The organism is Aliiroseovarius sp. B-4, from assembly GCF_056857795.1.
The window spans coordinates 41114-55420 of record NZ_JBSXNV010000031.1; the positions used below are offsets into that span (position 1 = coordinate 41114).

At 60.1% G+C, this 14307-nt stretch carries 15 protein-coding genes; 4 read left to right on the plus strand and 11 right to left on the minus strand.

The window, feature by feature from the left end; genetic code table 11:
- Positions 1–31: 31 nt before the first annotated feature.
- Positions 32–1357, plus strand: a complete 1326-nt coding sequence (locus AC13C8_RS05180; protein WP_482846590.1) for a divergent polysaccharide deacetylase family protein — start codon at positions 32–34, stop codon at positions 1355–1357.
- A gap of 5 nt (positions 1358–1362) precedes the next feature.
- Here AC13C8_RS05180 and AC13C8_RS05185 read toward each other — a convergent pair whose 3' ends face one another.
- The gene (locus tag AC13C8_RS05185; RefSeq protein ID WP_482846591.1) at positions 1363–1788 is read right to left on the minus strand and encodes a cupin domain-containing protein; all 426 of its coding nucleotides are present in this window, start codon (positions 1786–1788) and stop codon (positions 1363–1365) included.
- A gap of 145 nt (positions 1789–1933) precedes the next feature.
- On the opposite strand from AC13C8_RS05185, the gene AC13C8_RS05190 reads away from it, so the two are divergent.
- Positions 1934–2266, plus strand: coding sequence for a GYD domain-containing protein (locus AC13C8_RS05190; protein ID WP_177179327.1), 333 nt, complete (start codon positions 1934–1936; stop codon positions 2264–2266).
- A gap of 73 nt (positions 2267–2339) precedes the next feature.
- Here the strand turns inward: AC13C8_RS05190 and eno are convergent, their stop codons facing one another.
- Both eno and AC13C8_RS05200 read right to left on the minus strand, forming a co-directional pair.
- Complete coding sequence (eno, locus tag AC13C8_RS05195) at positions 2340–3614, minus strand: phosphopyruvate hydratase (RefSeq protein ID WP_091430646.1); 1275 nt, start codon at positions 3612–3614, stop codon at positions 2340–2342.
- Positions 3615–3686: 72 nt separating this feature from the next.
- Positions 3687–4577: a DMT family transporter gene (locus AC13C8_RS05200; protein WP_482846592.1), complete on the minus strand. Its 891-nt coding sequence runs from the start codon at positions 4575–4577 to the stop codon at positions 3687–3689.
- A 351-nt stretch (positions 4578–4928) separates the two neighbouring features.
- Here AC13C8_RS05200 and AC13C8_RS05205 point away from each other — a divergent pair, with 351 nt between their 5' ends.
- The gene (locus AC13C8_RS05205; protein WP_482846593.1) at positions 4929–5576 is read left to right on the plus strand and encodes a TetR/AcrR family transcriptional regulator; all 648 of its coding nucleotides are present in this window, start codon (positions 4929–4931) and stop codon (positions 5574–5576) included.
- A 44-nt stretch (positions 5577–5620) separates the two neighbouring features.
- Here AC13C8_RS05205 and AC13C8_RS05210 read toward each other — a convergent pair whose 3' ends face one another.
- From AC13C8_RS05210 to AC13C8_RS05245, 8 genes are all read right to left on the minus strand, one after another.
- Positions 5621–6877 (minus strand): cation:proton antiporter, encoded by a 1257-nt coding sequence (locus AC13C8_RS05210; RefSeq protein ID WP_482846755.1) that lies wholly within the window; start codon positions 6875–6877, stop codon positions 5621–5623.
- A gap of 93 nt (positions 6878–6970) precedes the next feature.
- Positions 6971–7669, minus strand: coding sequence for an endonuclease/exonuclease/phosphatase family protein (locus AC13C8_RS05215; protein WP_482846594.1), 699 nt, complete (start codon positions 7667–7669; stop codon positions 6971–6973).
- 49 nt (positions 7670–7718) lie between these two features.
- A complete protein-coding gene (locus AC13C8_RS05220; protein ID WP_482846596.1) occupies positions 7719–9128 on the minus strand; it encodes a protein adenylyltransferase SelO in 1410 nt (469 codons plus the stop codon).
- 30 nt (positions 9129–9158) lie between these two features.
- Positions 9159–9605 carry a GNAT family N-acetyltransferase gene (locus AC13C8_RS05225; protein WP_482846597.1) on the minus strand — a complete coding sequence of 149 codons (447 nt, stop codon included), beginning with the start codon at positions 9603–9605 and terminating at the stop codon, positions 9159–9161.
- Entirely contained in the window at positions 9602–10540 is a 939-nt protein-coding gene (locus AC13C8_RS05230; RefSeq protein WP_482846598.1) for a nucleoside hydrolase, read from the minus strand. The genes AC13C8_RS05225 and AC13C8_RS05230 overlap by 4 nt, the downstream gene beginning before the upstream one ends.
- Positions 10541–10549: 9 nt before the next feature.
- Positions 10550–11329: an exodeoxyribonuclease III gene (gene xth / locus AC13C8_RS05235; RefSeq protein ID WP_091430631.1), complete on the minus strand. Its 780-nt coding sequence runs from the start codon at positions 11327–11329 to the stop codon at positions 10550–10552.
- Positions 11330–11393: 64 nt separating this feature from the next.
- Positions 11394–12587, minus strand: a complete 1194-nt coding sequence (locus AC13C8_RS05240) for a BaiN/RdsA family NAD(P)/FAD-dependent oxidoreductase (RefSeq protein ID WP_482846600.1) — start codon at positions 12585–12587, stop codon at positions 11394–11396.
- A gap of 41 nt (positions 12588–12628) precedes the next feature.
- The gene (locus AC13C8_RS05245) at positions 12629–12952 is read right to left on the minus strand and encodes a HesB/IscA family protein (protein WP_091432406.1); all 324 of its coding nucleotides are present in this window, start codon (positions 12950–12952) and stop codon (positions 12629–12631) included.
- A 135-nt stretch (positions 12953–13087) separates the two neighbouring features.
- Here AC13C8_RS05245 and AC13C8_RS05250 point away from each other — a divergent pair, with 135 nt between their 5' ends.
- A complete protein-coding gene (locus AC13C8_RS05250) occupies positions 13088–14230 on the plus strand; it encodes a deoxyguanosinetriphosphate triphosphohydrolase (RefSeq protein WP_091430627.1) in 1143 nt (380 codons plus the stop codon).
- Positions 14231–14307: the final 77 nt, after the last annotated feature.

Here is a 14307-nt window from a genome sequence, read left to right on the forward strand (position 1 = left end):
GCAAAGGATGAGGTTTCGGGGAGAGAAAGCCATGGCAAAGGGCTTCTTGTCAGGTGTTTTGGCCGGGACGGTCGTGTCGGGTCTTGGTCTTGTATCGCTGCAATTGGCACCGGTGCAACCGGGGCGGGTCGATCCGCCGGCGGTTGATCAGGACATAACGATCACCGAAGACGCAGTGCCGCCAACCGAAGACCCGCCGGTTGCCAATGATACACCGCCAGACGCGATCAGTGCACCGGATGCGCCGGCCGACATGGAAACGGCAGATGTGGCGCCAGATGCAGATGTTCCCGTGGCAGATGCGCCAGCCCCTCCGCCCGAACCTGCTGTGCCGGACAGTGATGCACCGGGTGAAACCGACGCGCCACCCGCGGCCCCGTCTGATGACGCGCCACAGCCAGCAGAGCAAGACGCCTCGGAACAGGACGCCTCGGAACAGGATACCGGTGAGGCGAATGAAGACACCGATACAGATCCCAACGCGGCCGGGGAATCGGCTGACCGCAACCTGCCGCAATCCATACCCGACCTTGCCAACACCCCGCAGATCAAAAGCGACCCCGTCGCCCCCATCGGTGATCTGGCAGATGGTGTGACGACCAACCGCTTGCCCACGATTGAGCAGTCAACAACGGACGGAGACGCCGAGGCGACAGGTGACGACCCGGTCCTGACGGACACGCCGCTGCGGGCCATCGAACAAAATGCCGCCGTCTTTGCCAATCCGGAAGGTCGTCCACTGATGTCCGTCGTGTTGGTGGATCAGGGCGCAGCGCGTCAATCGTTGGGAGATCTGAACAATTTGCCGTTCCCGGTCAGCTTCATCGTGGATGCCAGTGCCCCGGATGCAGCCCAGGCCATTTCCTTTTATCGAGATGTCGGAGCCGAGGTGTTGATTGTGCCCGCCTTGCCCGTGAATGCGACCCCGACAGATGCCGAAGTGATCTTTCAGGCTCAGGCACCGCTTCTGGACCTTGCTGTTGGAGTTTTCATGGCTGAAGACAGCGGGTTTCAAAGCAATAGCCAGCTTGCGGCGCAGATTTCCGAGATTTTGATTGCCAGCGGGCACGGGCTGGTGTCTGAACCGCAAGGCCTGAACACTGGCCACAAAACCGCGCTGAAAAACGGTGTTGCTGCGGGCGTCGTGTTCCGTGAACTGGATGGCGAAGGGCAGGATGGCAAGGTCATGCGCCGTTTTCTGGACAATGCCGCCTTCAAGGCCGGTCAGGAAGATGGTGTGATCATGCTGGGCCGCGCGCAGGCGGAGACCCTGCAAGCCCTGATCGAATGGAACCTTGGAAACCGGGCGAAAACAGTGGCAATGGCCCCGGTCTCGGCGCTTTTGCTGGGTGGCTAAGCCCATCAGGCGCGGAGGATGTCGAACCCTTCGGGCGTCAGCGTGAAACCGTCGAACTGAAACCTCGGTGACACGACACAACTGACCAACGAATAGGCACCGATGGATCGTGCGGCCTGCCAGTGGTGGTGTGGCACGATCATTTGCGGCGATTGACCCGCCGCAAGGACCGCGCCGAGCTCCTGATCCAACGCAGACCCTGCATCGGTCGCCGCCATTGACAGGATCAGCGGCGCCCCCGCGTGATACAGCCAGATCTCGGTCGCATCGACCCGGTGCCAATGGCTGCGCTCGCTGTCTTTCAACAGGAAACAGATGCAGGTGCCGGATGGGCGACCATCGCTGGCCACATCCACCCATGTCTGACGATAATGCCCGCCTTCGGGGTGCGGGGCGAGGTCGAGGTGGATGATGATTTGCTCGGGGGTCATGTCTTATCGTTTTCTGGTTGGGCACATTCTTTCGTGCCTGCGAAAAATGACACAAGCGTACATCCGTGATAGGGTTCGGTCACAATACTGCGCGATGGGGCAGGTGTCTGCGGCACGGAACCTTTCAACAAGAAAGGAAGATCAGATGTCGTTTTATATGTTCAAAGGTCAATACAGTACCGATTCCTTGCGGTCCCTCGTGGAAAAGCCGCAAGATCGCGAAGCTGCCGCAGGGAAGTTGATTGCGGCGTTGGGTGGTAAGTTGCATCACCTGTTTTTCTGCTTCGGAGAGGATGATGTCATGGCGCTAATCGAAGCGCCGAGCGATGAAGTAATGGCTGCGTGTGCCTTGGTGGTTGGCGCCTCCGGAACCATGGCGGGTGGATCAACAACCAAGCTCATGACCAGTAAAGAGGCCATGTCCGCAATGAAGCGGGCGCAGGAAGGCCAAAAGTCGTATCAGCCGGTGGCCAGTTAGGGCTCTTGATCGCCATGCAAAGAAAAAGGCCGGAGCATTGCACCGGCCTTTACCCTGATAATCGGCAAATCGCTTACTTCAAAATCGACCGCCCGGCATATTCCGCCGTCACCCCCAGCATTTCCTCGATCCGGATCAGTTGGTTGTATTTCGCGAGCCGGTCCGAGCGTGCGAGCGACCCGGTTTTGATCTGGCCGCAATTGGTGGCGACGGCAAGGTCGGCGATGGTCGCATCCTCAGTCTCGCCCGAGCGGTGCGACATGACGTTGGTCATTCGTGCGCGGTGGGCCATGTCGACGGCTTTCAGCGTCTCGGACAAGGTGCCGATCTGGTTGACCTTCACCAGCATCGAGTTGGCCGCGCCTTTCGCGATCCCCTCGGCCAGACGTTCGGGGTTGGTCACGAACAGGTCATCGCCCACAAGCTGGATCTTGTCGCCCAGCAGTTCGGTCAAGGCGACCCAGCCGTCCCAGTCGTCTTCCGACATGCCGTCTTCGATCGAGATGATCGGATAGTCGTCGCAGAGTGCTTTCAGATATTGGGCATTCTCCTCGCTGGTCAGCGATTTACCTTCGCCTGAAAGGACATATTTTCCGTCCTTGTAATACTCGGTCGCGGCGCAATCGAGCGCCAGATAGATGTCTTCGCCCGGTGTGTAGCCCGCTTTCTTGATCGAGCTCATGATGAAGTCGAGCGCGTCGCGGGTCGAGCCGATATTTGGGGCGAAGCCGCCCTCGTCGCCGATGCCGGTGGACAGGCCAGCGGCCGACAGCTCTTTTTTCAGGGTGTGGAACACTTCCGATCCCATCCGCACGGCTTCGCGAATGTTTTTCGCAGACACGGGCATGATCATGAATTCCTGAATGTCGATCGGGTTGTCGGCATGTTCACCGCCGTTGATGATGTTCATCATCGGCACCGGCAACACGCGCGCAGACGCCCCGCCGACATAACGGTAAAGGGGTAGGGCAGAGGCATCGGCGGCGGCTTTCGCCACGGCCAGCGAGACACCAAGAATGGCGTTGGCACCCAGACGGGCCTTGTTCGGCGTGCCATCCAGTTCGCACATGGCTGCGTCGATGGCTTCCTGTTCGGTGGCGTCAAAGCCGACCAGAGTATCGGCAATCTCGCCATTTACGGCCTCGACCGCTTCCAGAACGCCTTTGCCCATATAACGCGCCTTGTCGCCATCGCGCTTTTCAACGGCTTCATGCGCCCCGGTCGATGCCCCGGACGGCACGGCAGCGCGGCCCAGCGTGCCATCGTCCAGGATCACGTCTACCTCAACGGTCGGGTTGCCTCGGCTGTCCAGAATCTCGCGGGCAAAAATATCGACGATGATGGTCATGTTAGCGCTCCCAATAAGAAGAAAACTTCAGTTGAGGCTCTTTAGCGCGTCTTGCGTCATCCGACAACAGCCTTACGCGGGGTCAGTGATGTCTCCGTGCATTACACGCCGTTCGCGCAGGAAGGTATAGATGCCGGTGCCGATCACGACGCTTGCCCCAAGATAGGTCAAGCGGTCGGGATCTTCGCCGAACACGACGATCCCCAAAAAGATCGAGAAGATCAAACGACTGTATCTGAACGGCATGATGATCGACGTCTCGGCCACACGCAGGGCAATGACGATGGCATAATAACCAGACACGCCGAAAACTGTTGCCCCCAGCATCAGCAGCCAACCAGTCTGCTCAGGGACGACGAACGATCCACTGACCGGGATCAAAATGACACCCGCCGGAATGCAAGTTAGAAACGCATAGAATGCCACGCTGGTGGACGGGATCGTCGGGTCAAGCTGACGGGTCAGCAGATCGCGAAGGGCGATGCCAAACACGGCAGCAATCGGCAGCAGGGCGGCCATCTGGAAGCCGTCTGCGCCCGGACGAATAATCAGAAGAACACCAAGAAAACCGATGCCAATGGCGGTCCACCGACGCCAGCCGACCTGTTCACCCAGAAACAGCGCGGCACCTGCCGTCGTGGCCAGCGGCATCGCCTGAAACACCGCCAAAACCGTGGACAGGGGGACGAGCGACAGGGCGGTCACGAAAAACATTGCCGAAACGGCTTCGGACGCATTGCGCCACAGCATGGCCCTTGATTTCATGTCACGATGCACAAGCGGGGCAAGCGTGCCACGTTGGGCATAGGTGATAATGGCAAAGGCCACCGCGCCGCCAACCCCAAGAAGAAACAAGGTTTGCGAGGTAGGCATCCCCTGCGTCATCGACTTGATGAAGACATCTTCCAACGCGAACGCAGCCATGGCGAAGATGATCAAGAAAATTCCACGGATGTTTTGCATGGTAGCGACACTTCACAGGTTCAGGAAAGCAACCCGGCGACAAGACCCGGTTTTCGCAGGCAAGGCAAGTCGACATCAGTGATGAATATGATCACCTGACGCGATGGATCCCGGTCCGCACTTTCATACCGCACCCGCCCGTCGCCAAGTTCGTTTTGCCACGGGTTCCGTCGTTTTCATGCAGCTTCACCAAGCGATAAACAGTCACCCGCGAGAAGTGACTGGCCAATCTGACGCAGCGGCGAATACCGCCATCGCGCTACAGCCGCTCTTGCCAAGCAGGCAATGATCGTCCGATAGTCAGATCAACGCGCGGGCTTGACTTGCGACAGGCGGGAATGGCGGAGATCGTTGACGATACATTCAAGTAAAAGAGCCCGATCCGAGGATCAGAAGGTCAAGCGGCAGGCAGAGATTCTGGCCGCCGCGCGTGATCTGATCGAAGAATTGGGCTTTGACGGTGTGACCATGAACGCCCTGGCACGCCGTGCCAATCTCGCCAAGGGAACGCTGTATCTTTACGTCCGTTCCAAAGAAGAGCTGTTCTTGCTTTTGTTCGTCGAAGCGTTGGAGGATCTTGTCGGCCGCTTTGAAAACGAACACGAGCTAAGTGCACATCCGGCGGATTTGGCTGATTATCTGACCGATCTGTCGCAAAATACACCGCTGTTCCTGCCCCTGTTTGCGCGCTTGGTCGCGGTGATCGAGACGAACGTGGCGGATGAGCCGTTGTTTACCGCCAAACGAAGTATGCTGGCAAAATTTGAACGCTTCGCTGTTCACCTTGCCAAACTCATGCACCTGGATCCCGATCGGGCCGCGCTGGTTGCGCGCACCTTGATGAATGTTTTGCAAGGCGCCGCGCAATTTGATCTGACCGCGAATCGCGACCCCGAAGGCTTGCCGGATGACATGCGCGAAGCCTTCGCCATCAATGAATTCACCCGAAATTTCCGCCCGGCGGTTGAACTGATCCTTGGGGCAGTGGCCTCGGATTGAGCCGACCAGAGATGGGCTTGGACTGCCTGAGAAGGGCGTCGTCCCTACATCAACTCCGGTTCGCGCCCCAACCGCGACGCAAGCGGCGCGACCGTCAAGCCCTGCACGATGATCGAGAAAACGACGATGATATAGGTTGCGGTCAGGATCAGGGGTTTCCATTCGTTGTCGGGCAAGCTCAGCGCCAACGCAACCGAGATACCGCCTTTCAAGCCCCCCCAGGTCATGATCGGGACAACACCGCGCGAGAAACTGCGGAAAGGCCTGAGCAAGATGACTGGCACGGCCACAGCCGTCAGCCGAGCAATCAGGGCCAGAATGATCGACAGCACCCCGGCGGTGACGGCATCCATGGTAAAGGCAACGGCGAAGACTTCAAACCCGATCATAAGGAACAGAACCGCGTTCAGAATTTCGTCTATCAGCTTCCAGAACGCATCGACATAGCGCCGCGTTTCTTCGCTCATCCCATGTTTGGTGCCGACATCACCAATCAACAACCCGGCGCAGACGGCCATGATCGGGCCGGAGACATGCAGCGCGACGGCCAGCTCGTAGCCGCCAAATGCCAGCCCAAGCGTCAACAAAACCTCTAGTGAATAATCGTCGATGTGGCGCATGACGCGAAAGGTCAGCCAGCCCAGGACGACCCCCAGAAGGGCACCGCCGACAGCCTCTTGAAAAAACAGCTTAAGGGCAGCCTCGACGCTGGGGTCGGGGGCGTGTTCGCCTTGCCCGGACGTAAAGGCAAGCCCCACCAGCACCAAAAAAACGACGTAGCCAACCCCATCGTTGAAAAGGCTCTCCCCGGCGATCTTTGTTTCCAGTGATTTTTGCAGATTTGCTTCGCGCAAGACGCCCAGAACCGCGACGGGATCAGTGGGCGAGATCAACGCCCCAAAGACCAGCGCGATCAGCAGGGGCGCGCCAGTCAGCCAACTGAAACCGACACCTACAACAATCGTGGACAGGGCGACGCCCATGGTCGCCATTAGAAAAACGACCCCCCATTGCGCTCTCAAATCCTGAATTTTGACATGCAATGCGCCGGCGAAGAGCAACAGCCCCAACATGCCTTCCAGCAACGTGTCGGAAAAATCCAGATCGGCGACAGTGCTGCGGACCTGATCGGCGACACCCATCGCCGGGATCAGGAAATCCAGCCCCATCAGCGCAAGAGACGCCATCAGAGACACCAACAATATGCCGATCGGTGATGGCAGCTTCAGGAACAGATAGTTGATCGACCCGAAGGCTCCGGCCAAAACGATCAGAAGCGAGGTGATTTGCAGGATATTCATACGGGTGTCCCAGCGGTTTCCGGCTGTCATAGCATGCTGTTCGCCATTGACAAATGCCGAAGCCACCGGCGCTGAGGCGCGGTCCGGTTGACCTCAACCTTTCACGCGAACATGTGCCCAAACCGGTAAGTGATCCGACGCCACTTTGGCCAGCGGAGACTGGTCCACACCGGCGTCGCGCAGTTCGACGCCTTCACTGAGTGCCAGCCGATCCAGCGCCGCAACGGGCCGCGCGGCGTGAAAGGATCGACCGGGCGAGATCACATCGAACCGGTGTTCCAGCGGTTCAAATCCACGCTTCGGCGACCATTCGTTGAAATCTCCCATAATCACCGTGGGCAAGGGGGAATGCGCCAACTTCGTCGCCAATTGTCGCATTTGCTGATGACGATAGGGGCGCAGTAAGCCCAGATGGGTGCCGACAAGCTTTAACTGTCCTTCGATCTCGATCGAAACAGCGCCGCGCGGCTCTAGCCCCGGCAATTCAAGCTGTTCGGCGCTATGAAAGGTCAGCCCCTTGCGCACAAGGATCGCATTGCCATGGCTTCCCAGCGAAACACCTTTGTGATCAAACGGCACCGCGACGAAATCGGTTTCATCGAACAACAGGCGATGGGGCAGGGCGGTCGGGCGTGGACCAAGGCGCCGGTCTGCTTCCTGCAACACCACAACATCCGCGTCCAGATGATTGATCACATCCAGTATGCGGTGCGGGTCGCGCCGTCGGTCCAGCCCGATGGCCTTGCGCATGTTGTATGTGACCAGCTTCAGGTCCAGAGCATGGGGTTCCATGGCTTCAACCTATTAAAGTCGCGGCGGCAATTCCAGAAGCCACACCGTCTCAGGTGCCGCAAAACGTGCGCAAGACGCGCTCATCCGGCTTTGGTGGCGTGGCGAGGTCCAGATCATCTGATCGCGGATCGAAGGGTTGAGCCAACGCATCGACCAGCCGGTGGAACGGGGCATAATCCCCGTCGATCCCGGCCTGAATGGCCTCCTCCACGCGGTGATTGCGGGGGATCAGAACGGGATTGGCGGCGCGCATCGTCCTCTTGGGGTCGCCCGGCTCCCGCTCCAACCGGCCTGTCCAGTCCGGGGCCCAGCTGTCCCAGGCCCCGTTATCGGTGATGTGCTGGCTTGCATCGCCCTGGGTCAGGGCGGTGAACGTGGCGGTAAAATCGGCCTGCGAACTGGCCATCCGGGACAAAAGGCCCGTGATCAGCGCCTCATCCCCATCTTCCTCTGTCACCAGCCCGATCTTGGCGCGGAACAGCCGCATCCATTCGGGGCTGAAATATTCGGCAAAGCTTTCCAGAACCCGCGTTGCTTCCTCGGCCGCGTGATCCGGGTCGCCATCCATCAGCGGCAACAGCGAAGTTGCGAGCTGCGCAAGGTTCCAGACGGCCATATTGGCCTGCGACTGAAACGCATAGCGCCCTTGTTGATCGATGGATGAGAAGACCGTGTGCGGGTGATAGGCATCCATGAAGGCGCAGGGGCCATAGTCGATGGTTTCCCCGGACACGGCCATATTATCGGTGTTCATCACACCGTGGATGAAGCCCAAGCTCATCCAATTCGCGATCAGCCGCGCTTGTGCCGCCACGACTTCGGCAAAGAAAGACAAGGGTCCGTCTGCCTGAGGATAATGGCGTGCAATACAGTGATCCAGAAGCAGGCGCAGGGCAGGGCGATCCCCGCGCGCCGCGAAATACTGGAAGGTGCCGACGCGAATATGGCTGGCGGCCACGCGCATCAGGACTGCACCGGGATAGCGGCGTTCGCGTTGCACGCCCTCGCCGGTCAGGGCGGCTCCAAGGGCGCGGGTCGTGGGAACGCCAAGGGCGTGCATCGCTTCGGACACGATATATTCGCGCATCACCGGCCCGACCCAGGCCCGCCCGTCGCCATTGCGGCTGTAGGGGGTGACGCCGGAGCCTTTCAATTGGATGTCGCGGCGTCCAAAATCGCCCGTGACCTCACCCAGCAGGATCGCTCGCCCGTCGCCCAGACGCGGCACCCATCCGCCAAACTGGTGGCCCGCATAAACCTGCGCCAGCGGCTCGGACCCCGGCAGAAGCGTGTTGCCGGTCAGAACTTCGGCCGTCAGGGAGTCGGGGTCTATCCCAAGCTCCCGCGCAAGGGCATCATTGACCCGCAGCACCTGCGGATCGGCCACCGTCACGGGTGGCAATTTCGTATAAAACCTGTCGGGCAGGCGGGCATAGGAATTGTCAAAGATTTCGCGCATCGCCTGAACCTTAGCAGAGTTTTTGGGTCTCTACATCTCCCGCGTCATCAAGTGATAGCGATTGCGCGATTGAAACCCGATCCGTTCATACAGAAGGCGCGCACGGTCATTGTCGGCGTCGACTTCCAGATGCATGGCACCCACGCCCTGTTCGGCCAGGGCCCGCACAAGGGACGCCAGCGCTTCGCCGCCCATCCCGCGCCCACGCACCCGTTCGCGCACATAGATTTCATCCAGAAACGCATCCAGCCCGCCAAATTCAATCGACCAGCCAAAGCTGACGGCGATATAGCCGACGGGCGCCACGCGCGGGCCAATCATCCAGATCGCCCCATGGGGCGAGCCATCGAGCAGAGGTTGCAGAGCGCCGCGCCGTGTTTCGTCATCCTGCTCGATGCCGTTCTGGGCGTGAAACCCGGCGACAAGCGGCATCAACCGGTCAAGATCTTCCGGGGTGGCAAGGCGCAGGCTGCTCATAACCGGGCAATCCTTTCTGTCAGAAGGGTGAAGAACGCGTCGCTGTCCAGATCTCCGACGAACAGCGCGTTGGGCGCATGATCGGTGACGCCCCACCAATCGGCAACGGTCATGCCCATCGTCAGCTCCGACCGCGTTTCGATCTGCACGTTGACGTGGCGTCCGTGAAACAGGTCGGGCTGGATCAGATAGGCGATCACGGTCGGGTCGTGCAGCGGTGCGCCGTCTGATCCGTATTTTTCCTTGTCGAACCGTTCGAAGAAATCCGTCATCTCGGCCACCGCATGACCCACGTCGCCGGGCAGGGCGCGAAAGGCGTCGTTGCGCGCTCTCGTCACCAGCGCCTTGTGGGTGACATCCAAGGGCATCACGACCAGCGGAACGCCAGATCTGAACACAATATCAGCTGCTTGCGGGTCAACATAGATGTTGAACTCGGCCGCGGGGGTGACATTTCCAACCTCAAAATAGGCCCCGCCCATCAGAATGATCTCGTGCACGCGGTCAATGATATCGGGCGCACGTTCAAAGGCGGTGGCGATGTTGGTCAGCGGGCCGAGCGGGCACAGGGTCACGGTGCCCGCATCATGGGCGCGCAGGGTGTCTATGATGAAATCAACGGCGTGCTGGTCTTGCAACGGCATGGTCGGGTCCGGCAGAACCGGGCCGTTCAGCCCCGTCTTGCCATGCACATATTCCGCCGTGACCAGATCGCGCCGCAAGGGGCGGTCACAGCCCGCGAACACCTTGGTATCCGGCTTTCCCGCCAGTTCGCAGACGATCCGGGCATTCTTTGACGTCAGTGCCAAAGGCACGTTTCCGGCAACGGTTGTGATGCCCAGAACCTCGATCTTCTCGGGGCTGGCCAAGGCCAGCAGGATGGCCACGGCGTCGTCCTGTCCGGGGTCAGTGTCAATGATGATTTTTCGCGTCATATCAAACCCTTACGCCGCCAACTCAACCCAAATCGGGACATGATCAGACGGCTTTTCGCGCCCGCGCACATCCTTGTCGATCTGACAGTCGGTCAGAAGGTCAGCGCATTCCGGCGACAACAGGAAATGGTCAATCCGAATGCCGTCATTGCGCTGCCACGCGCCGCGTTGAAAGTCCCAGAAGGTGTAGTGCTCGGATGCCTGATTGCGGGCGCGAAACGCTTCGGTCAGACCAAGGTTCACGATCTTTCGCCATGCCTCGCGGCTTTCAGGACGGAACAGGGCGTCGTCGACCCAATCTTGCGGGCGGGCGGCATCTTCGGGTTGCGGGATGATGTTGTAGTCGCCCGCCATCAGGAACGGCATCTCATCTGCCAGCAATTCCTCGGCACGGGTGCGCAGCCGATCCATCCACGCAAGCTTATAGTCATATTTCGGCCCCGGCACCGGGTTGCCGTTCGGCAGGTAGAGCCCGCAGATCCGCACGGCGTGATCGCCAACCACGGTTGCCTCGATATAGCGGGCCTGTTCATCGTCGGCGTCACCGGGCAGGCCGTGGGTCACATCCTCAAGCGGCAGTTTGGACAAAAGCGCCACGCCGTTGAAGCTTTTCTGGCCATGGGTTTCGACGTTATATCCTTTGTCTTCAAAGGCTTCGCGCGGGAAGTTTTCGTCGATCGACTTGATTTCCTGCAAGATCGCCACATCAGGTTGCGCCTCGTCCAGCCAATCCATCAGCGCGGGCAGACGCGCCTTGATCCCGTTGATGTTGAAACTGGCGATTTTCATGCGGCCCCTCCTGTGTTTGGCGGTCAATGTGGGCGCAAACGGACGGGGGCGCAAGCGATGGGTTTCAGGCTTCGGCGATATGCTGCCCGGCGGCGTGTGCGCTGGACCACGCCCATTGAAAGTTGAACCCGCCAAGCCAGCCTGTCACATCCACGCATTCGCCGATGAAGTAGAGCCCGTGGACGGTTTTCGACATCATGGACCTGCTGTCGATCCCGCCGGTGTCGATCCCACCCAAGGTAACTTCGGCGGTGCGATAGCCCTCGGACCCGGACGGGGTCAGCGTCCAGTCAGACAGTTGATCGGTCAGCGCGCGCAATGCTGTGTCCGACTGGTCTGCCAGACGCGCGGTCAGGTCGAACCGGTCGGCCAAGTCCGCCGTCAGAAACTCCACCAGACGCGCAGGCAGATGACGCGCCAGTTCGGTCGAGATTTGCCGCCGCCCCTCGGCCTGACGTTGATTGCGGAGCGTGGTGAACAGGTCGCGCCCCCCGGCCACGTCAATATGGATTGGTTCACCCTCGCGCCAGAAGGATGAGATTTGCAGGATCGCAGGCCCGGACAGGCCGCGATGGGTGAACAGCATCGCTTCGTCAAAGCGCGCCCGGTCGGTCCAGACGCGGACCGGCAGGGACACGCCGGACAGGGAGGCAAAGCGGCCTTCGGGGAAGGTCAGGGGAACGAGTGCGGGGCGGGGTTCGATGACCTCGTGCCCAAACTGGCGGGCGATGTCATAGGCAAAACCTGTCGCACCCATCTTGGGGATCGACTTGCCACCGGTGGCAAGGACGAGGTTTATGCATGTCAGCGTGCCCACCGTGGTTTCAAGCGCGAATCCTGCATCCGTTCGGGCGACAATTTGAACGGTGGTCGACAGACGCAATTCGGCCCCGGCGTCGTGTAGATTTCGGACCAGCAGGTCAACGATTTGCGTGGACTTTCCGTCACAAAACAACTGCCCGAGCGTCTTTTCATGCCATGCAATGCTGGCGCGGTCGATCAACTCGATGAAATCCCAATGGGTGTATCGTGCGAGCGCGGATTTGTGGAAATGCGGGTTCTGGCCGGTGAAGTTCGCGGGTTCCGCGTGCATATTGGTGAAATTGCAGCGCCCACCGCCGGAGATACGGATTTTCTCGCCGGGTTTGGCGGCGTGGTCAATGACGAGCACGCGCTTGCCGCCTGCCGCCGCGAAGGGTGCGCAAAACAATCCCGCAGCGCCTGCGCCAATGATGATGGTGTCCCAGTCGGTATGCATGGGCTGCACCTAGCGGGTTGGATGGGGCAAGAAAAGAGGGACTACATCGAAAAGGATGTGCCGCACCCGCAGGAGGCCGAGGCGTTCGGGTTGTCCACGATGAACCGCGCGCCGATCAGCTCTTCGCTGAAATCAATGGTCGCATTGGTCAGGAAGGGCAGGGACACTTCGTCCACCACGACGCGTTCGCCCGCGCCTTCCAGCACCAGATCGCCCTCGGCCGGGTCATCCAGAGAAATGTCATACTGAAACCCCGAACACCCGCCACCTTCAACGGCCACGCGCAGCGCCTTGCCCTGAGCGCCCGCACCAATTTCGGACAGGCGCGCGAAGGCGCGGTCTGTGACGGTAGGGGGCAGGGTCAGGTCCATTGGAAATCCATTTCATGTTCACGCCAAAGGGAATATAGGGATGCCATGCGGGCGCGACAAGACGTCCGGACGGCGGAGACGGGACGGGACATCCCTGCGCGCCGACGTTGACAGGCGGAAGGGGGCCGTATGCTCGCCATTTATGCAACCCATCCCGGTGGCAGCCGGGGGCGGCTTTATGACGAAGGCGAAAGCGCCTTTCGCGAACCGTTTCAGCGCGATCGCGACCGGATCATCCACAGCTCGGCTTTTCGCAGACTGAAGCACAAGACTCAGGTGTTCGTGGAGCATGAGGGCGATTACTTCCGCACGCGGCTGACCCACTCGATCGAGGTGGCACAGGTGGCACGCACCATCGCGGGCGCGCTGGGGTTGAACAGTCACCTGACCGAAGCGGTGGCGCTGGCCCATGATCTGGGGCACACGCCGTTTGGTCACACGGGCGAGGATGCGCTGGACGCGATGATGAAGCCCTTTGGCGGCTTTGACCACAACGCGCAGGCGTTAAAGATCGTGACCTCGCTGGAACGCCACTATGCCGAATGGGACGGGTTGAACCTGACCTGGGAAACCCTTGAAGGAATTGCGAAACATAACGGACCTGTGACAGGAGAACTGCCACCTGCGCTGGCGGAGTATAACACCCGTCACGATCTGGAACTGCACACCCATGCGGGGGCCGAGGCACAAGCCGCCGCGCTGGCCGACGACATCGCCTATAACAACCATGACCTGCATGATGGGCTGCGCGCGGGTCTGTTCACCCTGGACGAGATCGCGGCTTTGCCAATCATCGGGCCGGCAATAGCCGAGGTCGACGCGCTTTATCCCGGTCTGGATGCAGGCCGCCGCCGACATGAGGCGTTGCGCCGGGTGTTCGGCGTGATGGTGGAAGATGTTTTGACCACCTCGCAGGCGGTGTTGGCCGAGGCCGCCCCGCAATCGGTCGAGGACATCCGCGCGCTGGATCACGCGGTGATCCGGTTCTCGCCCGCACTTTGGTCGGATCTGAAGGTGATCCGGGAATTCCTGTTCACCCGAATGTATCGTGCTCCGTCGGTTGTGACGATGCGCGCGCGTGTCACACGGGTCGTGGAAGACCTGTTTGCCCATTATCGCGCTGTTCCGTCCGACCTGCCTGGCGAATGGCGAGTCGAGATTGAGGCGGCCACCAGCGACCGCCGACTGGCGCGTTTGGTGGCAGATTATATCGCCGGAATGACGGACCGTTTTGCCTTGCAGGAACACAAGCGGTTTGGGTTGGATGATTAGGGGGCGCTGCCCCCTCGGGACCGTGTCCCTCACCCCCGGGATATTTTTAGCCAGAAGAAGCGGGCGTGTCTGTGTTC